We start from the raw sequence: 21,711 nt of genomic DNA on the forward strand, positions 1-21,711 counted from the left end.
ACGGTGTCGTTACTGCAGATGACCGGGCCTCTTTTGCGGTATTGAAACGACCACAGCGGCAACCGTCAGCAAAGCGGTACAAAGAAATATCGGCCCGGAGTAGCTGCCGGATGTGTCGCGCAGCAGGCCGATCAGCCCAGGCCCGAAGGCGTAGGTCACTTGGCCGATGGCGGTCGATAGCCCGACGATCAGCGCAAAAGCTCTCGCGTCGAATTCCTTCTGAACGATGAGTGCCGGAAGCGTAATCACGTTGCCCACTGAAAGCCCGAACAGCGCGCAGGCGGACAGAAGCACGAGCCGGTCGTCGAACAGGCCGATCAGCAGCAAGGCCACAGCCTGCGACGCCATGGACAGCGCACTGGCCCGCCTCATGTTCAGGCGGTCGATGACAAAGCCCAGGCCCACCCGACCAACGACGGCCGTGACGGACACGATGGAGATGGCAAGGCCGGCCGAAGCCCTGCCTATCGTCGGCTCCAGAATGGCGACAAGGTGGACAAGAAAGCCGACCTGCGCGAACAACGCCAAGGCAAAGGGACCGGACAGCGACCAGAACGCCGGGCTATGCAGTGCCCGCATCCGCGTCCACGGCATGCCCGAATCACTGTCGCTGGTCGCATGTGAAACGCTTGCATTCGTCCGCGGCGAAGACTTGGGTGATGACGGCCGGCTGCCCCATGCAAGAATCATCGGGACAAGAACGACGAGCATGATGGCCGAGCCTGCCAGCGAAGCGACTTCCAACCCGACGTGTCCGATGGCGGCCAGAAGGATAGGCGCCCAGGCTATGCCGCCAAAGCTCGCCCCATTGAGCGCCAGGCTGATCGCGAGACCGCGCTTCGTGTCGAACCAGAGGGCGATCAAGGTGGTGATCGCAACGACATTCATGGCCGACCAGCCCATTGCCATCAGCAAGTAGGCTGGATAAATCTGCCACGCCGCCCGTGCCTGCCCGATGAGCACTACGGCGAGCGCAAGGCAACTCACGCCGCCAAGCAAGAAGCGTCGCGGTCCCCATCGGTTAATGGCCTCGCCAGTGAAAAGTACCAGTAGGGCACCAGCAAGATAGGACATCGTGCTCGCCGTCGAGACGGTGAAAGACGACCAGCCATGCAGGCGTTGCAGCTCAGCGAGATAGATGCTTTGGCCGTAGAAGGCGAATCCCCAGGAGAATACGGCCACTGTGAAGCACAAAACAACGATCCGCCATCCCCGATAGCTTGGGGAGGTTTCATCAATTCCAGTTGTCATGTTGAAGCGTTCTCGGCGACCAGGCATCGGCAGACAAGGGCCGCCAAAGCTGGGCGCATCTCGCCGGGGTGGAGCACGCGCTCTGAGTCCAGATGCGTTCTATTGGTACCAAAGATGCGAGGTGACCGTATAGCCTCCTTGCGAAATCCGGCAATCGCCCGACCGAGTTGGTCAAAACGCAGTCGCTTCAATTTTGCGACTGCTCCTTTCGGATCTCGGCCAGCGTCCTGATCTGCTTCCCTTCGCTGTCAAAGTTGGCGGATGCGAGCCAAGCGAGAAACGCCGCTTTGAGCGATGCCCATTCCTTGTCGATGATGGAGAACCACGCGGTATCGCGCGAGCGCCCCTTGTAAATCACCGCTTGGCGGAAGATGCCCTCGAAGCTGAAACCGAGCCGGTCCGCCGCCTTCCGGGACGGCGCGTTCAGGCTGTCGCATTTCCACTCATAACGCCGGTACTTGAGTTCATCGAACACGTACTGCATGAGCAGGAACTGGGCCTCGGTAGAGGCGGGCTTCTGTTTCATCAGCGGAGAGAATGCGACATTGCCCACCTCGATGGCGCCATTGCCAGGATCGACCCGCATCAGGGATAGCGTACCGACAGCTTTTCCCAGCCTGGTGTCGATGACGGCATAGTGCTTGGGGTCGGTGCTGCGCGCTGCGGTTTCAGCGTAGCTGCGGTACTCGTCCATGCTATTGAAGGGGCCAGCGAACATGTAGGTCCAGTCGCGCCCGTCAGGGGCGGAACTGTATGCCGCGTACAGATCGCCGGCGTGGCGCTCCGCATTCAGCGGCTCAAGGCGGCAAAAAGTCCCCTCCAGCGTCACATCGCCGGGCAACGGACGCGCCGACCAGTTCGCCAGGGTTTCTCCGATCGGTTGTCCATATTGATTGCAATTCTGGCTCATGCTGTTCCTTACCCTTCCAGTTTTTGAGATGGTTTTGACTGGGTTACCCGGATGGTGGTTGCCCCACAGGGAAGCCCGCTTTCAGCGATTGGCGGCAACGCCATACATCTCCATCAGATACCGCAGCCATTGGCGCCTGCGAGACTCTCGCGTTCCTTCGGAGTTGTCGTGGCGACGGTCACCAATCACTCCAGCGCCCGGCTGTTGTGCGATTTGATGAGAGGTCGAATCCGTTTCGCTACCTGTCCTGGGGGGCAATATCTTTGATGCTCTGAACATGGCTCGCGATCTCCTCAGTAGTGAACTTACAGTGCTTGCGCGCTGTACCGGCAGGATGATTGGCAAGCCCCAAATTCAGCTCCGGCCGCCAGGATCGGCGCGGTCGGATTGGCCTGGGGGCGAACCCACCTCCGCAGGTGGGACACACGTTGTTCAATACCCCGGTCGCGCAGTCAGCGCAGAACGTGCATTCGTAGCTGCAAATGCGCGCATCAAGGCTGTCGGCAGGCAAATCCTTGTCGCACAGTTCGCAGTTGGGTCTGATTTCAAGCATGCTTTGTCTCCTGTTTCATCCGGGCAGCGCTCCTATCCTTGGCAAGTAACTGCGCCAATGTCAGGCGGAGGGGTTATTGACGGACTCCAATCGCCAGACGGTTGAACGCACTCATCAGTGCGACGGCGAAACACAGGTCGGAAATCTCTACATCGCTGAAGTGTGCTTTCAGGGGCGCGAAATCTTCATCGGGAGCGTGGGTGTCCGCGACATTCACCAGGGACTCGGCCCAGGCAAGCGCGGCCCGCTCGCGCTCGCTGAAGTGTGAACTGACCCGCCAGCCTGCCAAGCTATCGAGCTTGACCTGTGGCGTGCCACCCGCACGAAGCGCCGTCGTGTGCATTTCCAGGCAGTACGCGCAGCCGTTGATCTGGGACACCCGCAGGTACACCAGCTCGACCAGTTCCTTGCCTAGATTGCTCTTTTCGAGCGCCTGGCTGGTGGCAATGAGACCGCGGTAGGCATCGGGCGAGAGAGTTCTGTAAGGCAGGCGTAATTCGCTCATCTTCGATTTCCTTGTCATAAGTCAGGGATTTTAGGAAAATTACGTCCTACCCAATAGGTGCAAGAATTGGAAAAATGACTGGGACATCGAACTTGGATTTGCGACAGCTCAAGCCGAGTCGGCAGTCGGACGCGCCGATCTATTTGCAGTTGTATCGGCGCTTTCGAGAAGCGATCGCCGCTGGCAAGCTGCGGCCGGGAGACCGTGTGCCATCGGTGCGCAGCCTCGCCAGCGAACTCAGTCTCGCGCGAGGCACCGTAGAACTGGCGTATCAGATGTTGACCGGCGAGGGTTATTTCCTGGCTCGTGGCCCCGCCGGTACGGTCGTTTCCCCGCGCCTCGACACCCTGGGCGAGCCAAAGCGAGCGGCTCCGTCCAAGCCTCATGTGCAGCCGCCAGTGCGCCGGCAGACAGCGTCCGACGAGCCTCAACCCTTCCAGTTCGGCCTGCCTGCTCTGGATGCGTTCCCTCGCAAGACATGGACCCGTCTCGCTGGCCGCAGCTTGCGTGTTCTCGACGCGGCAGCCATGAACTATCCAGACCCCGCCGGCTATGAACCGCTGCGGCACGCCATCGCCACCTACCTAGGCATATCACGTGGCATCGTCTGCTCCCACGAGCAGGTCTTCATCACGGCTGGCTACCGAGGAGCACTGGAACTGGTGTGCCGCACTGTGCTGAAAAGCGGCGACGAGGGCTGGTACGAAGATCCGGGCTACGTCTATGCCCGGGATTTTCTGCTGCGCATCGGGATGCGTCTGGTCCCGATTCCAGTGGATGAAGAAGGGCTGAGCGTAAGTACCGCGCAGCGACGCGCCGCCCAAGCGCGATTTGCCGTGGTCACGCCCACCCACCAGTGCCCCATGGGCGTTGCTCTGTCCTTGCCTCGGCGACTGGAGCTGCTGAAATGGGCGCGGCGGCGGCAGGCGTGGATTATCGAGGACGACTACGACAGTGAGTTTCGCTACCACGGCCGACCATTGCCCGCCCTGAAAAGCCTGGATCGGGACGAACGTGTGCTCTACAGCAGCACCTTCAGCAAAGTGTTGTTTCCAGGCCTGCGTCTGGGTTATCTGGTTGTCCCCGAGTCGCACATCAGGCGGTTTCGAGAGTCAGCGAATCATCTGCCCGGCCCAGGTTCGATCTTGCCGCAGGCAACGGTGGCCGAATTCATGGAGCAAGGCCATTTTGCCCGTCACCTGCGCAAAATGCGTTCGCTCTATGCGGAGCGACGGGGCTACCTGGTTGATGCGCTGACGCAGGTGTTCGGAGCGGATCTCAGTATTGCAATGCAGGCAGGCGGAACCCACGTGCTCGCGATGCTGAGCGGGCAACGTAGCGACCGCGACTTTGCTGCCGCGGCGCAGGCCCACGGTTTGGCGGTTCAGGCATTGAGCCACTGGCGTATCCGAAAGTCCGCCAAGGGAGGGGTTTTGATGGGGTTTGCCAACATTACCGGGCCGGATAACGCGATGGCGCTTGCGCGGCGCCTGCTAGAGACGACCAAGATCACGTGAGACCTCTACCGATACGCCGCGCCGCCTGGTGGTGCGACCCCTTGTTTCAGTTGCCTAACCATCCTTGAGGCTGAGGTAGGGGTTATCGGGTGGGGCTTCCTCGAAAACGTGCGTCGAATCGGCCAGCAGGTATCCATGCAGCCGCCTGGATTTGCGTGGACCAACAACCTCGCAGGTCCAGATATTCAGTCCATTGTTCTGCTTGCAGTGTAACTCTAATTTCTCGAAGCGTTTCTGCACCCACTGCCAGTCTTGCTGCCCCTCGCTCTTGGAGAGTATGGCTATTTGCGGATGCTCTTGAGCATATCGTTGGAACACACCTGGACTGACCAGGTAGGCTGTGCTGCACACGGTGTGTACGAGCGCCTTCGCGTCGTTGATGATGAGCCGCCGTGAGGCGACGCCCTGCTTCAGCCATGCCATGAAATGCTGCCCGGACGGTTTTGTTGCCGACGAAGCTGGTGCAGGTGACGGACGAGACGTTGCGGCTGTCGCGGCTACGGGGTTGTTGAGAACCTGTCCTGGGGTTTCCTCCGCGTGCTGGTCGGCCGAAGCGCCACCCAGGCCCACCATCGCCAGCATGTCCTCCATGACGTCAGGCTCGGGCTGGGCCGCAGGTGGCAACGCGGTGGCGGGGCCACCGCCTTCCAAAGGAGGGGGCTCTTGGCCTTCCTCGGCTGGCTGCGCCACGACCCCAGGCGGGGCGACTGTCGCACTGGCGTCAATATCGGCTGGTGTCGTGTCGATCGTCACTGTGCCGGCGAAAGGTGTTGGCCGCTCGGCAGAGTCCCAGATCAGTGCCGGCGCGAGGCGCAACAGGGTGAACGAGTGGGACCAGCCGGTCGCACTGGTCACGATCGCACGCCAGACCGCCTTGCCGTCGGACGTCGGCTGGAGCATCCCGTGATCCTGCAAGACGTTAAAGACGGCGGTGTTGTTCGCGGGAATGCCATCGATGCCCTGAGACAGCAGGTGCGCACGGAGCTTGTCCGAGACGGTTTTGCTCACCAGCCACAAGCTGTCCTCGGTGAGCCAGCCATCGGAAGCCTCGGGCTGGTTCAGTTTCAACTGTTCCCTGAGCAGGTAGCGCAACCCGTCCAGCAGCTTGCGCTGCAGCGCGTGTTTGGGTGCAGCCATGGCGCGGGTCGGATCGCCGCCCAGTTCCTGCGCCACTGAAGCCCGGTCTGCCTGCACGACAAGTTCTCCCAGCACACCGGCGTGCTCGTACTGCCCGGCCAGAACGTAGAGCAGCGGTGCCCACAGGGACGGGTAGTCACTGAGCCAGTCCAAGGCCTCACGGTCGAGCAGTTGGCGGTAGAGCAAACCTGTCGCGGCGCTGTGGAGCCGATATTCGCGATCGTCGCGGTAGCGGAATCGGTATGGCTGGCGCAGCGGGCCGTGCCACGGGTGCCAGGTGCTGCCGTCGGCCAGCTCGACGTGCAGATCGACTGCCACCTTTCCGATGTCATGGAGCAGCGCGGCGTAGGCGATGGCGGCGGTCCAGGCCTCGGACTGCGCCGCCTGGTCCTCAGGGCTGGCTCCAATGGGTAGTAGATGGGACTGCCGCAGTTTCAGGCTGTAGGCGACGATTTCCAGGCCGTGGTCCAGCATGCCGCCGGGGTAGGCGTGATGATGCGCTTCGGAGGCCGGAAAGGCCTGGACCAGTTCGGCATAGCGCTCCAGCGGTATGCGGTACAGAGTGGCGAATTGCCTGCGTGAGAGCGAGGTGCGCTGCCAAATGTGCTCCAGCAGCTTCTGCCGGCGCGGGGTAGCCAGCAGCGATGCGGCCGACTCGGGCTGCATCAACCCTTTCGGGAGGTCGGTAGCGGCTGGTGGTACCGGCGCGGCGGCGACCGGCGGCCGCTTTCGCTGGAACAGAGAGAGCATGTCACGGTGTCCTGATAGCGGGCCGGCCGGGAGGCCTTTTAGCCTTTTCGAGGTAGGGCCTTTCCCCTTGCCCCCATTCCCTTGCCGTTTTGGCCCTTTGGTCTTTAACCGTTTCGGTATAGCGGGGCGCGGGTTGCGACTCCAGCGTCAATGTGGAACTCCCACGAATGGATTGGACGGCGACCTGGCGCTGGCCTCGGCCCATACTGCGGAGACGCTGCTTCCGCCAGGTAGATTGCCTTTCAGGCGACAAAGTTGACAAACGCGACAAAGGAGACTAGAGTGGAGCCTGTCTCAAACCTACTTGGGAGATGACCATGCCCACTGCCATTGAATTCATTGCCGACCGTCTGCCGCGCGTCACGGTGGAGGATGTGCGCCGCTTTGCGGATACCGTCGAAATCCGGGATGCCACGGCGTTCGCGGCCGAGTTGCAGGCGTTCGTCCACGAGCGTGTGGAGGCGGTGAAATTGCCCGCCAACCTGGAAGGGGAGACGGTGGGGCAGGCCTTGGCACGCAAGGCGGCCGCGCTGCGCGCCGACACGCGCTGGGCACCGAACGAAACCGACGTCCAGCGAGGCCGTGCCGTGCTCCTGGAAACCTTCAACCAGCCGCACAACCTGCCGATCCCCGAGTTCGCCAAGCTGGCGGACAAGTCCCGCCAGCAGATCTACAAGGACATCGTTGCCCGTCGGCTGCTGGCGCTGAACGTGGGGCCGCGCGGTCAGAAGCTGCCCGACTGGCAACTCGACCCGGTGAAGCAGCAGTTGACCCAAGCCGTGCTTCAGGAGGTCGAGGGCATCGACCACTGGACGATCTACCGTGCGTTGTCCGAACCGCTCGAAGGCCTGGGTGATCGTTCGCCGGTGGATGCGGTGACGCATGGCACGATCGACGACGTGGCCGAGGCCGTGTTCAACGTGCTGGGCGTTCAGGTGCATTGAAGCGAGACCGCCATGAGCCACGAGCTGCCCTCGTTCCTGATCGATGCCGGCGAACTGCTCCAGCATGTGAGCCGCGTCATCTATCGGGGCAGCCCGCTGTTCTACGGCCGCAGCAGCACCAACCGCTATGACGACCCGGCCCGAGTCTATGGCGTGCTCTATTTGGGGCGCGACCTGCCCACGGCGCTGATGGAGTCAGTGTTTCACAAGCACCAGTGGCTTGAGGACACGCAACGCTCGATCGCGCTGGAAGAAGTCCAGAGTCGGATGGTGCGGGCCGTAGGAGTAATGGCAGACGTGCTCCTGGCCGACGTCACGGCACCGGGCGTCATGGCGGGCTACTTCGGCCTGAACCTGGAGCAGTTGGCCAGCCGGGACTACACGTACACGCAGCAGGTGTCCGCCCAGGTGCATGCGATGCTCGGCGATACCGGCCAGCCGCTGTTCGACGGGGTGCTCTATCCGTCGCGCAACAACTATCCCGCCAAGAGCATCGCGTTGTTCGAGCATGCGGGAGCGAAGGTCAGCGTCATCGAGGACATCGACCTGGTGGATCATGTGGACTGGCCGCGTTTCATTGCCGCTTACCGTGTCGGCGTGGAACCCGAGTCCCGCCCGGTGGAGCCGGATGACGAAGCGTTCTGAAACAGCAAGAGAACACCTTGAAGCCCGCAGCAGAGTGAAATGGACCAAACTGGAATAGGCATCCCTCATTAGCAGGAGACGACCATGAGCACCACGACCCGCACCAGCACTGCAAAACGCTTCGGCCGCGCCCTTGGCCGTGGGTGGCGCGTCTATGCGCGCGGCGAACGGCGGGCGTCGAATTGGTTGGCATCCAAGGGTGTGCCGGTGGCTGGTGCTGTTGCGCTGCTGTGGGCGGCCAAGCTGGTTGTGCTAGGACTGCTCTTCTACGCTGTCTTTTGGCTCGCGGTCGTGTTGCTGTGTGTCCTCGCGGCAGGATGGACTGCTGCTGCCAATACCCCTGATGATGACGAGTGGCCTTTCACCGATCTCACCGAGCTGCGCAAGACCCCGGGATACGACCCGAATCTGTACAACGACACATCGCACGAGTTGTACACCGACGATTGACCGCATCTGCGCTACTTCAGCTTACCTCCACTTAGCGCTCCAGCACCCTTGCCACCTGCTTGCCCGGCGCTCTTGCTGCCATCAGAGAGCCCTTGAATGGCATGCCCGGCCCGAATGCCGACCCAGGTGAGGCTCGCCAGCCAGAATCCCGGCAGTACGAGGAACATCGTACCCATGACGAAGTTCAGCAGCATGTCGCCGAACGCATTGTTCAAGCCCACCAGCGGATCGAAATTGCTGTGCGGCCGGTTCCATCCCCATCCCCACCCGTAGAGCGCATCGAGGATGGTGCTGTCGATCCAGCGGGCCAACTGAAACCAGAAATCGACGAAGAACAAGGCGAACTGCACGACGCTCACGGTGACGACCGTCTTCAGGTCATAGGTGCCCACGACCAATACCAGCGGGATGCAGATCACGAGCGCCATCTTGAGCAGCGCGAGCACCATGGGCAGCGCCTGGCGCACCACGTCCATGGCCGGGAATGCCGCGATTCCCCCGACGGCCATGCCCACGTCGCCGGCTGCGCGCGTGATGATGTTCGGCAACGTCTTGTCGATCTGGCCGCCATAGTCCGTATAGACCGACCCCTGGTTGAGCTTCTGTTGCTTGGGTGCAGCGATCGCGCGGATCACCGAGTCGTCCACCTCGGCGCGGCTCAGGAACCCGGCCCAGCCCGCCAGCCGCGTGAGCAGGCTCGGGTCCACCTGGCTCAGCAACCGTGTCCGCAGGCCGTTGCTGCCATCGGCCCACCACTGCCTGCAGGTTGGGTAACCACCGCCGCTGGGCACCTGCGCCAGCCCGGCGTCGCGCGCGCTGTCGTAGGGCCAGTCATCGCGCGGCGTGCTGGAGCGATAGCTGTCGTAGTAGCCGGCGGTGTCGGTGAAAAAGCGCGAGCCGATCCAGGTGACATCGTGCATCTGCGCGTCATCAAGGTCCGGGCGCTGCATGAACAGCTTGGCGCGGGCCGGCCCGTAGCAGTTGTGCGTGAAGTCCGCCACCTCCTGGGCCAGAACCGGATCGGCGATGCGAGTGGCGTCGATCTCCATGCGCATCTGCCGCAGATCGGTGCCGCAGGGGATCGCCGCGACGGAAGCGCCCGTGACCGCGCGCGAGAGCGGGTGCATGAAGGCCCACCACACCGGCACCTTCGCCGACTGGTTGTTGAGCGTGCTGAAGGACTGCGACCAGCCCGTGTCCGTGGGCTGCGGCACGCTGACCTGGCATTGCGCCGAGCGCGAACTGTCGTACTGAATTGTGTTCAGATCGACGTCAATGAAGGGGATGCCCGCGAACATCACCACCACGATAGCGACGAACACCCGGTTCTCGATGCGTGCGGCCGAAAGCACGCCCTTGTTGCCTTCGTCGGCACCCTCCGAGCGAGCCTTCAGCCATTCCTGCAAGATGATCGCCACGAAGGGAATGGCGAACACGCCACTGGACACCAGCACGGCCCAGATCCCGTTGTGGACGATCCACGAGACGAGCGTCAGGTAGTACTCCAGGTAGTCAGTCGTATAGAGCGTCATGGTCTGAATCTCCCTCAGCCGGCCTGCATCAACAGACTGGCTTCCAGCGCAACGATGGCGATGACACCCGCGATCTCGCTGCGCAGCAGGCGGCGGCGTGCCTGCGGGTCAGCCTCGCGCGTCAGCAGCCGGCGGCGCATCCAGACCCAGCCGTAGGCCGTCGCGCCGTACAGGCACAGCCGCCACATCAGGAAGTAGCCCGCGCTGGCCGCCAGCCACCGCTCCCAGCCGGCAACGCTACCCACGAGGTAGATGCCAACGATGTTGGCAACCACGGCCGCGGCGGTGATGACGGCCGTCCAGAGCAGCGCCTTTGCCGCGCGCCGGCTGAAAAGCCAGCGCGGGCGCAGCCAAGCCGCGTTCATGGCGTGCCTCCCGGGTTGCCCCGCTGCAAGCGATCGAGGCGGTCAGGCACCGGGTCACCCTCGTAGATACCGCGTGAGCCGGCCGCGCGCGTTCCGTGGCGCTGGATGATGGCCATGGGCGAGTTATTCGCCAGTTCGCGGCGCAGCTCCAATTCGGTCTTGAGGTTGCGGATCTCCTGATCGAGCGTGTCGCTCTCCTGGTTCACGGCCTCGACCGCCAACTGGTTGGCCGCCACATTGGGCTCCTTCTTGCCGGTCAGCAGGGTCCGCTGGAGCAGCAATGCCTTCTCCAGCACGGACGACAACGCGACCTCGGACGCGAGGCGCCGCGCCAGCAGGTCCTGGTCCGGCTCGTCGCGCAGCGCCTCAATGACGCCGCGCGTGATGGGCAGCGAGGTACTGCCGGCTGCACGCAGGTTCTCGAACGTCGTGTTGCGCGTCCCAGAAACCAACTCCTGCAAGGCCTCCAGCTTGGTCTCGTACTCCTCTTGGATCAGCGGCGTCAGCCCGACGCCTGGCACAGTCTCGGTCTTAGTGCAGGAATCGCACGTGCGCTGCACCTGTTCCCCGAGAACCCGCGTCGCCCATTCGGTCGCCTGCTGCGGCGACGTCCAGGTCTGGCAGGACAAGCTCGCGCAACTGGCGGGTGCGATGGAGGAGGTGTCGGTCACGCTGCGCCCGTTGACCAGGTTGTAGCCCGCGCGGGTGACGTCACCGACCACCCGGATGGCCGACTGGCCCGCGCCGCCGGCATTGCTGCCGCCCACCCAGGGCACGCCGTCGTTGCCGCGGCGGGTCTCGGCCTGTTCAATCGCCGATACGGCATCCGTGCTCGAAACCGCGTCGCGCAGCGCCATACCTTCCGCCATCTGGCTCCATCCGAGCTGGCCGCCTGCTGTGTCGGCCATCTTCTCCGCCATCGCGCGGCACGTCAGCTTCGAGCGGTCGAAGTCCAACCTGGCTTGCAGTACGCCGTTCGTGAGCAGGTTGTAGAGGCCCGGATCAGCCCTCTGGATGATCAGTGCCGGCAGGGACGCCACCGCGCTGGTGGCGCTCTGGATCACGTTACTCATGATCTGCTGAAAACCGTTCGTGATGCCATTGAGCTGGTTGCGCAGCGTGGTCTGGATACTCATATCTCCGCAGATGAGATTGCTGTTCCAGCCCACGCCGACACCGATCGAGCGCATGCCGGCGGCTCGTCCCATGGATACCGCGCTGCCGCCACCGATGGAGTACATGACCTCATCCCCGATGACGGGGCCGCTGGTCTGGAAGCCGGCTTGCCCCCACGCGAGGCCGCAGACCAGGGCGAGCGCGCCCGACAGCACCGTGGCGCGCAGCGGGCGGCATGCCTTGGTGGAGAGGTTCATCAGTTCAGGACGCTTCATCGTCGTACCCTCAGTAAAAATCGACGCTTCCGAGGAACACCTGGCCCCGGCGTTCGCAGCACGCATACGGCCGCCACAGCGCCCAGGCGTAGTCGCCTTGCTGAGCCTGGGTCAGGAAGCCGCTGCGCGGGAAGACCGTGCAGGACGAAGACAGAACGGGCGTGAGTTCCTGCCACTTGCCGGTCGAGGCATCGCCCTCCATCAGCGCGCCGGCAGGCCAGTAGCCGGGGCGCGAGTTCGCCAGCAGTGGCTGATAGACGTGGATCTGCCCGCGGCGCGTGACGACATCGCCGGCGCGTTGCGCGACCACGGCACCAGCTTTGTGGTCATCGGTCTGGTGCAGAAAGCCACCGCGCGGATAGACATTGCCCCAAAGGTTCAAGGTCGAGCGCGCACCGACCTCGCGCATGCCCGGGATCAATGCCTCCGGGAAAGCCATCTCGGGCACGTTGTAGCGCCAGGCCAGCGTATCCAAGGTACTGAGCAAGTACGGCATGAACGCCGTGCCCGCGCCCTCACAGAAGTAGCCCGAAGACGAGACGAATTGGTTGAACACCTCGACGCCAGGGTGGCCGATGACGTCCGCGTTCTTGAACTTCGCGAGATTGTTTTCGTGATCTTCATTGGTGGTGCCGTCTCCACCAGCCTGTGCCGAAGGGTTGGGCGTGCTCATGGCGCGCACTTCGATCCACGGGTTCTCGCCGGTGTTCGAGTAGGACGAAACCACCGCATCGGGGATGTAGTGCCTGACCTTGACGGACGTGCGCACCGTGCAGCCGGTCCAGGTGCAATAGAGCCAGTAGCAGATACCCACCACCCGGTATTCCAGGCAATCGGGCGAAGCCACTGAACCCACGATGGTTGCCGTGTTCAGGGCGTAGCTCCCCGTGGCACTGAGCAGCAGTACGGAGGCGACGGCAACCCGCATGCGGCGCAGAAGGTCGAATGGGCGGATCACGGTTCGGCCCTCCGGTGCTGTTCGATGCGCGCGATGGCGCGGGCCACGTCAGGCTCGCCATAGACCACGTAGCGCTGATCCACCACGACCGCCGGGATGGTGGTGATGCCCAGGCTCCATGCGTCGGCGACGCCCTGGTATGCGGTGGCGATGCGACGCTGGAGGTCAGCGCCCCCCTGGCTCAGCCGGCGCTTCACCACGGCGGTTGCCTGTTCGGGATCGGCGGGCAGCGCAGCAGAAAGCTCCGCTTCGATCCGGGGCGCCTCATCCAACTCGATCAGCCGCTCGCCACCCATGGTCTTGACCGGGTGGCGGCTGTCGGTGATGACTACCACATCGGCGGCGAAAGTGGTCGGGCTGAACACGGCCAGGGACGCCGGCAGCGCAACGGCCAGGCCAAGGGTTCGCCAGCCCGATGCAAACCTGGATAGAGATGTTGGCATGTCGAGCGCCCCCAAGAGTTGTCAAGGGCCATAGTCAAACGCCGAACGCCATGCGAGCCCAACAAACAATGCGCATCGCGGACTACCCGCATTACCTGCTTGTCTTGCGCCAAAGAAAAACGGAGGCCGAAGCCTCCGCGTGGATCAAGGAGCCGATACCATCGCTACAGAAGGCCGGATTCCGCGAACGAGTACGGTGTGCCCAAGCCGACGATGACGTGATCCAGCACCTTCACGTCGATCAGTGCCAGTGCAGCTTGCAGGTGCTGGGTCAGCGTGCGATCCGCGTTCGACGGTTCGGTGGCACCCGAGGGATGCTGGTGCGCGAGGACGACCGCGGCGGCGTTTAGTTCCAAGGCACGCTGCACGATCGGACGCGCATGTACCGTGGTCGAATGGACGGTGCCCTTGAACATCGGTTCGTAGGCCAGCACCTCGTGCATGCTGTTCATGAACACGACGGCGAATACCTCGTTGGGTTCAGCGACCAACTTCAGACGCAGGTAGTCGCGCACAGCCGCTGGCCGGGTCAGGTATGGCCCGGTTTTGAAGACGCGCTTCTCCAGCAGCACGATGGCTTGTTGAATGATCCAGTCTTCGTGATGGCTGGCGACAGTGGAAAGCGACTCCACGCAGGAGTCATTGATGACAAAAGACATGGCGAACCTCCAGACGGTGAGAACGGAGGACGCGCACCCTTGGGGAGGCGAACCTCCCCAAGGGATGAAAAAATAACAGCGATACAAGGTGCATCCATCACCGCGGCTGCGGTGGTCGTTCGCGGCCAGGATGCGAGGCGAACGGGTTGCGGTCAGCGCAGCAGGCTGCGCCGTAGCCTCAAGGACCGCTGACTACCTGGGCATGTCGCCGACGGCGTCGGCAGGCATCTCGTTTGTGGGTGTGGCGGCCGGTTCGTCAGCCGCCAACATGTCCATAGCCGACAGCAAGGCGTCACCCTCGATCGGCCCCTGCAGCAGAATTGCCTGGCCGGTCTGGCGATCCTGTACCAGCAGCGATGGCGTGGCGGTCACGCCGCTCTTTGTGGCTTCTTCGGCCTGGGCACGGATAACGGCATCGAGCCGCTCGCTTGCCATGCACTGCTCGATGGCTGTCGAACTGTCGGGGTAGCGCAGACCATCGGGCAAGCCCTGGCCGTCGCTGCGCGTATGGGCATAGACCCACTCGACGGCTTGCCAGAAGGCCGCATGTCCGCCAGCTTCGGCGGCACATTCCGTCAGGCGTGCCTCGGCCGATGCGGCCGGCTCGTGCGCGGCCAGTGGCTGGTGGTGCCATTGCAGGGCCACGTCCGGGTTGTCGCTCACCCAACGCTTGAGCCGCGGCAAGTACGCCCGGCAGAACGGACATTCGAGGTCGGCATAGAGTGTCAGCGTGAAGCGGCCCTCGGCGTTGCCCAACTGCCAAGGCGGCCCAGCCACCTGTACGGCGTCAACCGTCGTGGCAGGTGGTGGTGCGTGCTCGCTCGGTAACTTGGCTACGAGCCAGATCAGCAGCACGCTGGCAAGCCCGGCGGCAACGGCCCGAGGCCAGCGCCGCCCGCGGCGCAGGTGGCGGTAGGCCTCGACCTGCAACGGAATGGAAGGACGTTTTGGCTCCATGGCGGTCTCCGATTTTTACGATAGCTCCAGGGCTGGCGACTCGATGCCGCGCGCCTGATCGATCTTCTCGGCCACTTTGAAGGCCGCGTCGAGTTCGCTGATGCCGTGCTGCTGCATGAGCTGATAGCGCTCCGCCTTCTCTTCGGGTTCGGTCTGCGCCAACGCCAAGTAGAGGCTCGGAGGCACAGCCCGGAAAAGTACCTCCATCGATTTGGAGAGGATCACGCCCTCGGTGAACTTGCCCGCCTCTTTGCGCGCTGACAGCATCAATGCTTTCTGTGCGGGCGAGAGTTCGCGGAACCTGGCGATCTTCTCCACTTCGTCCGGTGGCATCGACAGGCACAACCACCATTCAATCATGTTGAGCATGGGCTCCGCGGCGCGCGGCAGGTCGTCGATATTTTGTGTCGCCAGCCAGTACCAGGCCCCTAGCTTGCGCCACATTTTTGTGATCTTGACCACGTAGGGAGCGAGCAGCGGGTTCTTCGTGATGATGTGGCCTTCGTCTGTGACGTTGATGATCGGCCGCCCCAGGTACTGGTCGCGCTCCGCGATGTTATTCACGGTGCTGATCAGGCTGATGTAGGCGATGGAGAGTTGGGCGTTGTAGCCCTCGCGCGCATAGGTCGCGAGATCCACCAGCGTGATGTCGGCCTCGGGCCACGGACTGCCGTCGCGGTCGAACATCTCGCCATCCGTGCCTTGGCAGAACATATCCATCGCGTCCGCCATCTCCAGCAGCCGCACGCGCCGCGTCTCGGGCAGCGTCGGGTCCTGGCCGCGCGCGCGCAGCGCGTTGCGCACGTCGCGCGTGAGCACCGTACGCGTTTCGGCCACACAGTGTTCGGCAGCGTCGAGGATGCACTGGCGGATCAACGAGCGATCGGCCCGCGTCATCCTGGCTTCCTCCTTATCTTCGCCGCCCGTGATCATCAGCCGCGCCGTGATCTCCAGCTCGCCCAGCACGTCGCGCTGTTCGTCCGCGTCCATGGCTTCCAACGGCTGATCCTCGTCCAGCGCATCGGCATCGAGTGTCTGGACGTCGCTGGGCGTTTCGATCAACCGGCGTGCGTCGGCGAACGGAGCCAAGGTCACGCCGGAGCCAGGCGCCAGCTTGACCCGGTTAACTGTCAGGCCCAGACGCTTGGCGAAGTCGCTGAACAGTCCGAACGAATTCCCTGCCTCCACGATGAAAAGTCGCGGTCGGTAGATCGCCGTGACCTGGTTCAGCAGATTGTTGAGCGTCGCCGATTTGCCGGAACCCGTCGGGCCGAACAGGAACAGATGGGCATTCATTTGCCGGTCCAACCTGTTGAGCGGATCGAAGGTGATCGGCCCGCCGCCACGGTTGAACATCGTGATGCCCGGATGGCCCGTACCCTGGCTGCGGCCCCAGGCCGGTGAGAGATTCGCCACGTGCTGGGCGAACATCAGTTGGGTAAACCAGTTCCGCCGATCCTGAGCAGGGTTGTAGCAACAAGGCAGCCAGCGCAGGTAGCTGTTGAGCGGCGCGACTTCATCGTCCTCGCGCACGGGCTGCAGCCCCGCGTTGAGCATCACGTTGGCGAGGTCCAGGCCGCGCCGGTCAAGCTCAGCATCGTCGTGTCCGCGCAGGTAGAAGGCCAGCGTGCCCCGGTAGAGCTTGTGCGCGCTGCCGATGAGCGAACGCGCCTCCTGCACATCCTTGAGCGCCTGCTCCGATGCCAGTGTTTCCCCGACGGCTTTCTTCGCCAGATGGTTCAGGTGCGATTCGAGGATATCCTGGGGCGTCGCCACCATGGTCAGACACATCGTCGTGTCCTCGGGCATCTGGTCGAACAGCGTGTTGATGGCGTCCCCCTTGCGGGTTTCGCCGGTCAGATGTCCGGTGCCGGGCGGCATGCGCAGCCGGTCGGTGACCAGCACGCGGTGCGGCATTCCATCGAAACGCCAGGTGCCATGCGCTACGTCGGAGCGTGGCTGGCCGAAGAACAGCCGTTGGCTGAAATCCCTCCCGCTCGCCAGCTCGATCTCGCCGGCGTCGTCCTCGTCGGGATAGCGCGCCAGTGCATAGAAGCGCTCCCGATCCTCGGCGCTTGGCCCGAGCATTGCGGGACGTGGGTTGAACCATCGCAGGAACCAGTCGTGGATATCCGCCCCTGACATGCGGCGGACCTGGATACCGGCATTCGCCAGCCCACCGCACAGGCGGTCGCAGACGATGTTCAGCATCTGCTCCGGCGTCTGGCCGCGGCGGTTTGTCTGTCCGGTGGACCGACGATAGACAACCATGCGCACGCGCCGCGTCTGGCCGCGCCAGCGCAGCCGTGTGACCACAGTGTCCTCGAACAAGCCCCCAGGCTTGGCCACCGAGCGCAGGTGATGGGCGAAGAAATGCAAGTAGAACTCGGTGAACGCCGAGCCGCGCGCACGCGGCTGCACATAGTCGCGCAGGGTCTGCATGTACTGGTCGAAGCTGGGTTCGTCCTGGGCATATAGCTGCAACACCCAGGGGTTCTCGTCCAACTCATCGAAGCTGTCCTGAAGCGCGTTTTCCAACGCATCGCGGGCGTGCGCGAGCCAGCCAGGTTCCCGGCCCTCGGTGCCCAGCGGGACCAGCTCGTAGAAGGCCGCGACGGATTGACCGTCCTCAAGCAGCATGGATTTCGACTGGGGCAGGAATTCAACCCAGGGCAACAGTTCCACGAACGATGGCCCGAAGTCGTACAGCGCCTGCTCGTCGGCCATGGTCGCTGGCCTACGGCCCTGGGTCGTTGCGCCGGGTTCGGGGATGCCGGCTTGGTGCAAGGCTTCGATGTGGCGCTGCCAGCCGTCCGGCTGCTCGTTGGCCGCCGTGTCTTTGGCGCCGGCTGTGGCCAGCTTCGGCCACGGGAGTTTCCAGCGCATCAGTAGTCCTCCGTCCTCTCACCAGGCATCGCGTACTGCACGCGCTGGTACAAGGGAAAAACCGTCGTGTAGCCCGGCACGGGTACGGGATCGGTACCCGCGAGGTGCGGATAGACGTACATCACCAGATCGGGGTTGGGCAGGCGCTGGAACTGGCGATGGACTTCATTGCGGGCTGTGCGCGTGTAGTGCATCTGCTCGGTGGGCGCGGCCAGCACGTCCGCCTCGGTCAGCGGCCTGCGCAGGCTCTGGCGTGCATCGAGCAGTTGGCGGCGCATGACCTGGCCCGCACCGCCACCCGCACCGTCGCCGGCTTCCTGCTGCCAGATGTCCATCATCGTGCGGTCGCCGTGGGTCAGCAGATCCTCCTTGCTGGTGGCACAACCACCGAGGGCGGTCACGGCAACGGCCAGCGCGAGGCCCTTGGCCCAGTCAGTCAAGTTCGAGTGCATGGCTTTCTCCTGCTCGGTGATCGACGCGGCGGCCCTCGGGGTCGAAGTCGATGGCGAGTGGCTTTTCGAGATGAACGGCGACCTTGGCACCGGGCTGGACGTACACCGCCGCGAACGCTTGCCCGTAGAGCTTGTTGACCCAACTCGACATCTCCTGGACGCCGCTCGCGAGAATCCGGCCGACCGCTTCCTGGCCGCTGATGCCCACGGTACCGATCGAGCCATCGGCGCCCACGTAGGAGGCCCTGCCGCTGTCGGATTCGATGAGCGAAGCCACGCCCGCGCCTGCTGCCGTGATCAGGGCCTGCGAGCCGAGGTACTGCTGCGCGTTGCTGCGCCGTTCCCCGCTGACGCAGGGGATACCGTGCGGATCGCTGATCCAGCCCAGGCCATCGCGCTGCTGGTTGTTCTGCTGGTTGCCGTCGCGGTCTTCGGGGATCGTGCGGATCGTGCCGTCGTGGAAGACGAACGTGATGCTGCGCACCTGGCCGCGCACGCACGAAAGTGTCCAGTCGCCGGACGCCGTACCGCTGAACACGGCACCTGCGACGTCGGGAATGTCGATGCCATTCGCGGTCAAGTTGTCCGGCCCGACCAAGACCTTGAAGGGGTACGGGTCGTTCACCGTCCCATCGATCGGCACGCGGCCGATCAGCGCCGTCATCGCCACCGAGCCCATGAGGGTCGAGTTGGTCGGCACGGTATAGACGGGCTTGGCGCTCTTGATCCCGGTCGCGCGTGCGCCGGCATGCGCCACGGTTTCGGCGGTGGTCTCCAGCGTGCGCTGCGCGGGTCCGAAGCTGGTCGGGAAGCTCACGCTACCGCCCGACCTGCCGCGTCCATCGCCTTGCTTCGCGTCGTCAGGCTCCACCCAGCGCACGCCGCCTTCCATTCCGGCTTCGTCGCCGCCCTGCAGCCCGAGGCCGACTGGCAGGTCGGCGTGGCTGCCACCGTGCCCGCTAATGCTGTCCAGGCGCCGCTGCAAGTCCGCGAGCAGTCCCTCGGTCTGCTGGCGTTCGCTGGCTGCCTGCTGCTGGTCGCGGCGCAGGTTGGAGCGTTCGGATTCGAGCGCCGAATTGATGCGCTGGTCGATCGAGTTCTCGCGCTGGCGCAGGCGCTGGTTCTCTTCACGCTGGGATTTGTTGTCGGACAGCGCGGTTTGCAGTTCGGTGCGCAGTTGCTTCACCTGCGCGACCAGCGTGGCCACTGTGTCGCGCGGGGTATCTCCTTCGATGCCCAGCGCCTTCATTTCCTCGGGTGTGAGCTGGCTCCCCCTGTCACTTTGGGAGGGCACCGCGTTATCGCCACCCGAGAACAACCGGATGCCGACGAACAGGACAAGAAGCGCCACCGGGATCATCAACCACTTGAGCAGACCGTTACTGCGCATGGTGGGTCTCCTTGTCGCCCTTGCTGTCCTCGGAATGCGGCTTCGGCAGCGGCAGATGTACGGCCGGATCGAAGCGGTAAATAGCGGGCAACAGCGATTGCGCGAGGCCACGGCCGCGCGTCACCAGATACAGCACGGTGGTGTCCTCCGGCGTTCCTCGCGGGCCCAGCGCCTCGTGCTGGAAGGTCACCGTCAGGAAATCGCCTTGCAGCATGCGCGGGTCAAGCGTGACCCAGCCAGCGCCGGTGTTGCTGAGGCGCACGGCCGTCACCCACTGGTCCTCCAGCCGCCATGAGGCAAGCGCGGCGGCACGCACCGACAGCGTGGGCATCAGCGTGCCGAGGTCCAGGTCGCGGCGCAGGTTGACCCGCATGACGCCCGGCAGCGGTTCGACCGTACGCAAGGGTGCGTACAGGTTCTGCGCGGCGAAGCGCGTCAGCACCACAGGGATCGGGGTTTCGCGTTGCGGCTTGCGCGCGCCCGGCCGCCCGTCAGCGGGTGCCAATGCCTCGTCCGTGCCGATCGCCTGATCGCCATACCGCACCGGGGTGGCGTTGCCCTCGATGATGCGTACCGGCTCCAGCGCCGGCTCGCCGTCCTTGGCCGGTTCGGCGACGATGTCCAGCAGGATCAGTGCGCCGGTGTCGGCGTCCTGCAGTTGCAACCGCGTGGGCTCGATCGGCTCACTGGCGCGCAGGTACACCGCGCCGCCTGCGCTCTGCACGCGCAGCCGTTCGCCCACGCCGACCGGGATACCCACGCGCACGTTCCGGTCGATGAACACGATGCGCTCCTGGCCGACGCGCAGCGGCACGGCGAGCGGCATGCGTTCCCAGCGCAGGATTTCCACCGCCTGGGAAATGGGGGACGCGGTCACAGCCAGCAGGCCCAGCAGGGCGAGAAGGTATTGCCGGAAGGGATGCTTCATGGGGTGTCTCCTTGGGGCACCTGCGGCGCAAGGCTGCCCTGGACGGGTGCTGGCCGCGCCGGTTCCGGCGCACTGATGCGCTGCGGCGTGGCTTCGTAGCAATCGAGCACCAGCCCGAACGGGTTGCGCGCGGGATCGACATCCACCCGCGTCACCTTGATGGGGTAGCGCACCAGGGCGCGCTTGACCTGCTCCGCGCCGTAGTATTCGTCGGCGCTGATGTCCAGCGTCACCACCCAGTCGCGGTCGGAGACGACACGCACGCGCGCCGTGGGGTCGTCACCGTAGCCACGGCCGGGGATTTCATAGATGCCGCGCACGCGCTGCCGCAGCTCGCCCGTACTGCGCCGGTAGTCGTAGTCGGCACGCAGGAACGCATGGCAGGCCGGCGTGAGGTACGGGGACAGTGCATGCAGGTTGCGCGGGTAGTCTTCCTCGCCATTGGTCGGCCAGCGGTTGAGCTGCTGAAACACGTAGAACGTGAAGGCATAGACCGATTCGGGCGGCACCTCCCACCACTTGCGGATGCTGCCGGAACGCAGGTCGGGCGGCACGTGGATGGTCAGGTCGCGCGGTGCGCTCCACCAGCCGCCGCCCATCAACAGGGCGACGACGACCAGCGCGCCGGCACCCAGGCGCAGCGTCTTGATGTGCGCCTGCAGGTGGGTGATCTCGTTCTTGAAACGGCTCATCGGGTGCTCCTGCGTGTGGTCCAGAAGCCGGAGCGCGAGATCAGCACATGGCCGCCCACCCAGCCCGCCATCAGCGGATGGCGCGTCGCGATGCGCCATTGCAGTTGCCGGTAGAGCCAGGTGTCGGGACGCCCGCGCTTGAGGCGGCGCAGGATGCCTCCACCCACGAACACGCCCAGGGCCACGCCCAGGACAACGAACGTCGGTGCGACGGCGATCGTGCGGAGAACCCATGAAAGCGGCGCGCCGACCAGCAGGCCGGCGGCGCTGGACAGGCCGCAGCAGATCCAGAGTTCGTCGGCGGTCAGGCCGCGCACGACAACGGGGTGACGGTTGAGCCGATGCGGAAGGAACGTCACGGTCCCGTCTGCACGGACGTGCTGCTGCTCGGACATA

General features: G+C 64.2%; 22 protein-coding genes. 4 read left to right on the forward strand and 18 right to left on the reverse strand.

Annotated elements, in window-relative coordinates; all coding sequences use genetic code 11:
• Nucleotides 1-9 precede the first annotated feature (9 nt).
• From V8Z74_RS20135 to V8Z74_RS20150, 4 genes are all read right to left on the reverse strand, one after another.
• The gene (locus V8Z74_RS20135; protein ID WP_349710913.1) at nt 10-1,251 is read right to left on the reverse strand and encodes an MFS transporter; all 1,242 of its coding nucleotides are present in this window, start codon (nt 1,249-1,251) and stop codon (nt 10-12) included.
• A 187-nt stretch (nt 1,252-1,438) separates the two neighbouring features.
• Nucleotides 1,439-2,161: a GNAT family N-acetyltransferase gene (locus V8Z74_RS20140; RefSeq protein ID WP_349710914.1), complete on the reverse strand. Its 723-nt coding sequence runs from the start codon at nt 2,159-2,161 to the stop codon at nt 1,439-1,441.
• Between the two features lie 238 nt (nt 2,162-2,399).
• Complete coding sequence (locus tag V8Z74_RS20145) at nt 2,400-2,714, reverse strand: DUF1272 domain-containing protein (RefSeq protein WP_349710915.1); 315 nt, start codon at nt 2,712-2,714, stop codon at nt 2,400-2,402.
• 73 nt (nt 2,715-2,787) lie between these two features.
• Nucleotides 2,788-3,219, reverse strand: coding sequence for a carboxymuconolactone decarboxylase family protein (locus V8Z74_RS20150; protein ID WP_041111050.1), 432 nt, complete (start codon nt 3,217-3,219; stop codon nt 2,788-2,790).
• 74 nt (nt 3,220-3,293) lie between these two features.
• Between V8Z74_RS20150 and pdxR the strand changes: the two genes are divergently transcribed.
• Nucleotides 3,294-4,736 (forward strand): MocR-like pyridoxine biosynthesis transcription factor PdxR, encoded by a 1,443-nt coding sequence (gene pdxR, locus V8Z74_RS20155; protein ID WP_349710916.1) that lies wholly within the window; start codon nt 3,294-3,296, stop codon nt 4,734-4,736.
• A gap of 54 nt (nt 4,737-4,790) precedes the next feature.
• Here pdxR and mobH read toward each other — a convergent pair whose 3' ends face one another.
• Nucleotides 4,791-6,623, reverse strand: a complete 1,833-nt coding sequence (gene mobH / locus V8Z74_RS20160) for a MobH family relaxase (protein ID WP_087535340.1) — start codon at nt 6,621-6,623, stop codon at nt 4,791-4,793.
• Nucleotides 6,624-6,940: 317 nt separating this feature from the next.
• Between mobH and V8Z74_RS20165 the strand changes: the two genes are divergently transcribed.
• The 3 genes from V8Z74_RS20165 to V8Z74_RS20175 all read left to right on the forward strand — a co-directional run bounded on the left by V8Z74_RS20165 (nt 6,941) and on the right by V8Z74_RS20175 (nt 8,662).
• On the forward strand, nt 6,941-7,567 hold the full coding sequence (locus V8Z74_RS20165; protein WP_087535379.1) for an integrase: 627 nt from the start codon (nt 6,941-6,943) through the stop codon (nt 7,565-7,567).
• A gap of 12 nt (nt 7,568-7,579) precedes the next feature.
• A complete protein-coding gene (locus V8Z74_RS20170) occupies nt 7,580-8,212 on the forward strand; it encodes an RES family NAD+ phosphorylase (protein WP_087535339.1) in 633 nt (210 codons plus the stop codon).
• A gap of 84 nt (nt 8,213-8,296) precedes the next feature.
• The gene (locus V8Z74_RS20175) at nt 8,297-8,662 is read left to right on the forward strand and encodes a DUF3742 family protein (RefSeq protein WP_087535338.1); all 366 of its coding nucleotides are present in this window, start codon (nt 8,297-8,299) and stop codon (nt 8,660-8,662) included.
• Between the two features lie 11 nt (nt 8,663-8,673).
• Here V8Z74_RS20175 and V8Z74_RS20180 read toward each other — a convergent pair whose 3' ends face one another.
• From V8Z74_RS20180 to V8Z74_RS20240, 13 genes are all read right to left on the reverse strand, one after another.
• Nucleotides 8,674-10,194 (reverse strand): conjugal transfer protein TraG N-terminal domain-containing protein, encoded by a 1,521-nt coding sequence (locus tag V8Z74_RS20180; RefSeq protein ID WP_087535337.1) that lies wholly within the window; start codon nt 10,192-10,194, stop codon nt 8,674-8,676.
• Nucleotides 10,195-10,208: 14 nt separating this feature from the next.
• A complete protein-coding gene (locus V8Z74_RS20185) occupies nt 10,209-10,559 on the reverse strand; it encodes a hypothetical protein (protein WP_087535336.1) in 351 nt (116 codons plus the stop codon).
• Nucleotides 10,556-11,950: an integrating conjugative element protein gene (locus V8Z74_RS20190; protein ID WP_087535335.1), complete on the reverse strand. Its 1,395-nt coding sequence runs from the start codon at nt 11,948-11,950 to the stop codon at nt 10,556-10,558. Before V8Z74_RS20190 ends, V8Z74_RS20185 begins: the two co-directional genes overlap by 4 nt.
• 10 nt (nt 11,951-11,960) lie before the next feature.
• Nucleotides 11,961-12,908, reverse strand: a complete 948-nt coding sequence (locus V8Z74_RS20195) for a TIGR03756 family integrating conjugative element protein (protein ID WP_087535334.1) — start codon at nt 12,906-12,908, stop codon at nt 11,961-11,963.
• Nucleotides 12,905-13,351 (reverse strand): TIGR03757 family integrating conjugative element protein, encoded by a 447-nt coding sequence (locus V8Z74_RS20200; RefSeq protein ID WP_087535333.1) that lies wholly within the window; start codon nt 13,349-13,351, stop codon nt 12,905-12,907. Before V8Z74_RS20200 ends, V8Z74_RS20195 begins: the two co-directional genes overlap by 4 nt.
• 164 nt (nt 13,352-13,515) lie before the next feature.
• Nucleotides 13,516-14,010: a JAB domain-containing protein gene (locus V8Z74_RS20205; protein ID WP_087535332.1), complete on the reverse strand. Its 495-nt coding sequence runs from the start codon at nt 14,008-14,010 to the stop codon at nt 13,516-13,518.
• Nucleotides 14,011-14,202: 192 nt separating this feature from the next.
• Nucleotides 14,203-14,967: a DsbA family protein gene (locus V8Z74_RS20210; RefSeq protein WP_087535331.1), complete on the reverse strand. Its 765-nt coding sequence runs from the start codon at nt 14,965-14,967 to the stop codon at nt 14,203-14,205.
• Nucleotides 14,968-14,982: 15 nt separating this feature from the next.
• Nucleotides 14,983-17,853 (reverse strand): conjugative transfer ATPase, encoded by a 2,871-nt coding sequence (locus V8Z74_RS20215; protein ID WP_087535330.1) that lies wholly within the window; start codon nt 17,851-17,853, stop codon nt 14,983-14,985.
• The gene (locus V8Z74_RS20220) at nt 17,853-18,305 is read right to left on the reverse strand and encodes a TIGR03751 family conjugal transfer lipoprotein (protein ID WP_087535378.1); all 453 of its coding nucleotides are present in this window, start codon (nt 18,303-18,305) and stop codon (nt 17,853-17,855) included. Before V8Z74_RS20220 ends, V8Z74_RS20215 begins: the two co-directional genes overlap by 1 nt.
• Nucleotides 18,286-19,695 (reverse strand): TIGR03752 family integrating conjugative element protein, encoded by a 1,410-nt coding sequence (locus V8Z74_RS20225; protein ID WP_087535329.1) that lies wholly within the window; start codon nt 19,693-19,695, stop codon nt 18,286-18,288. Before V8Z74_RS20225 ends, V8Z74_RS20220 begins: the two co-directional genes overlap by 20 nt.
• Nucleotides 19,685-20,623, reverse strand: a complete 939-nt coding sequence (locus V8Z74_RS20230; protein WP_087535328.1) for a TIGR03749 family integrating conjugative element protein — start codon at nt 20,621-20,623, stop codon at nt 19,685-19,687. The genes V8Z74_RS20225 and V8Z74_RS20230 overlap by 11 nt, the downstream gene beginning before the upstream one ends.
• Complete coding sequence (locus V8Z74_RS20235) at nt 20,620-21,315, reverse strand: PFL_4703 family integrating conjugative element protein (RefSeq protein WP_087535327.1); 696 nt, start codon at nt 21,313-21,315, stop codon at nt 20,620-20,622. The genes V8Z74_RS20230 and V8Z74_RS20235 overlap by 4 nt, the downstream gene beginning before the upstream one ends.
• Nucleotides 21,312-21,710 (reverse strand): TIGR03750 family conjugal transfer protein, encoded by a 399-nt coding sequence (locus V8Z74_RS20240; protein WP_087535326.1) that lies wholly within the window; start codon nt 21,708-21,710, stop codon nt 21,312-21,314. The genes V8Z74_RS20235 and V8Z74_RS20240 overlap by 4 nt, the downstream gene beginning before the upstream one ends.
• Nucleotide 21,711: the final 1 nt, after the last annotated feature.

The sequence above is a fragment of the Comamonas sp. w2-DMI genome, from assembly GCF_040187735.1.
Taxonomy (GTDB): domain Bacteria; phylum Pseudomonadota; class Gammaproteobacteria; order Burkholderiales; family Burkholderiaceae_C; genus Comamonas; species Comamonas terrae.

Coding starts and splice junctions, on each gene's coding strand:
- V8Z74_RS20235 (WP_087535327.1), bottom strand. CDS start 21,315: ATGAGCCGTTTCAAGAACGAGATCACCCACCTGCAGGCGCACATCAAG.
- V8Z74_RS20200 (WP_087535333.1), bottom strand. CDS start 13,351: ATGCCAACATCTCTATCCAGGTTTGCATCGGGCTGGCGAACCCTTGGC.
- pdxR (WP_349710916.1), top strand. CDS start 3,294: ATGACTGGGACATCGAACTTGGATTTGCGACAGCTCAAGCCGAGTCGG.
- V8Z74_RS20220 (WP_087535378.1), bottom strand. CDS start 18,305: ATGCACTCGAACTTGACTGACTGGGCCAAGGGCCTCGCGCTGGCCGTT.
- V8Z74_RS20165 (WP_087535379.1), top strand. CDS start 6,941: ATGCCCACTGCCATTGAATTCATTGCCGACCGTCTGCCGCGCGTCACG.
- V8Z74_RS20240 (WP_087535326.1), bottom strand. CDS start 21,710: ATGTCCGAGCAGCAGCACGTCCGTGCAGACGGGACCGTGACGTTCCTT.
- V8Z74_RS20185 (WP_087535336.1), bottom strand. CDS start 10,559: ATGAACGCGGCTTGGCTGCGCCCGCGCTGGCTTTTCAGCCGGCGCGCG.
- V8Z74_RS20150 (WP_041111050.1), bottom strand. CDS start 3,219: ATGAGCGAATTACGCCTGCCTTACAGAACTCTCTCGCCCGATGCCTAC.
- V8Z74_RS20230 (WP_087535328.1), bottom strand. CDS start 20,623: ATGAAGCATCCCTTCCGGCAATACCTTCTCGCCCTGCTGGGCCTGCTG.
- V8Z74_RS20170 (WP_087535339.1), top strand. CDS start 7,580: ATGAGCCACGAGCTGCCCTCGTTCCTGATCGATGCCGGCGAACTGCTC.
- V8Z74_RS20205 (WP_087535332.1), bottom strand. CDS start 14,010: ATGTCTTTTGTCATCAATGACTCCTGCGTGGAGTCGCTTTCCACTGTC.
- V8Z74_RS20190 (WP_087535335.1), bottom strand. CDS start 11,950: ATGAAGCGTCCTGAACTGATGAACCTCTCCACCAAGGCATGCCGCCCG.
- V8Z74_RS20135 (WP_349710913.1), bottom strand. CDS start 1,251: ATGACAACTGGAATTGATGAAACCTCCCCAAGCTATCGGGGATGGCGG.
- V8Z74_RS20180 (WP_087535337.1), bottom strand. CDS start 10,194: ATGACGCTCTATACGACTGACTACCTGGAGTACTACCTGACGCTCGTC.
- V8Z74_RS20210 (WP_087535331.1), bottom strand. CDS start 14,967: ATGGAGCCAAAACGTCCTTCCATTCCGTTGCAGGTCGAGGCCTACCGC.
- V8Z74_RS20140 (WP_349710914.1), bottom strand. CDS start 2,161: ATGAGCCAGAATTGCAATCAATATGGACAACCGATCGGAGAAACCCTG.
- V8Z74_RS20175 (WP_087535338.1), top strand. CDS start 8,297: ATGAGCACCACGACCCGCACCAGCACTGCAAAACGCTTCGGCCGCGCC.
- V8Z74_RS20225 (WP_087535329.1), bottom strand. CDS start 19,695: ATGCGCAGTAACGGTCTGCTCAAGTGGTTGATGATCCCGGTGGCGCTT.
- V8Z74_RS20145 (WP_349710915.1), bottom strand. CDS start 2,714: ATGCTTGAAATCAGACCCAACTGCGAACTGTGCGACAAGGATTTGCCT.
- V8Z74_RS20215 (WP_087535330.1), bottom strand. CDS start 17,853: ATGCGCTGGAAACTCCCGTGGCCGAAGCTGGCCACAGCCGGCGCCAAA.
- mobH (WP_087535340.1), bottom strand. CDS start 6,623: ATGCTCTCTCTGTTCCAGCGAAAGCGGCCGCCGGTCGCCGCCGCGCCG.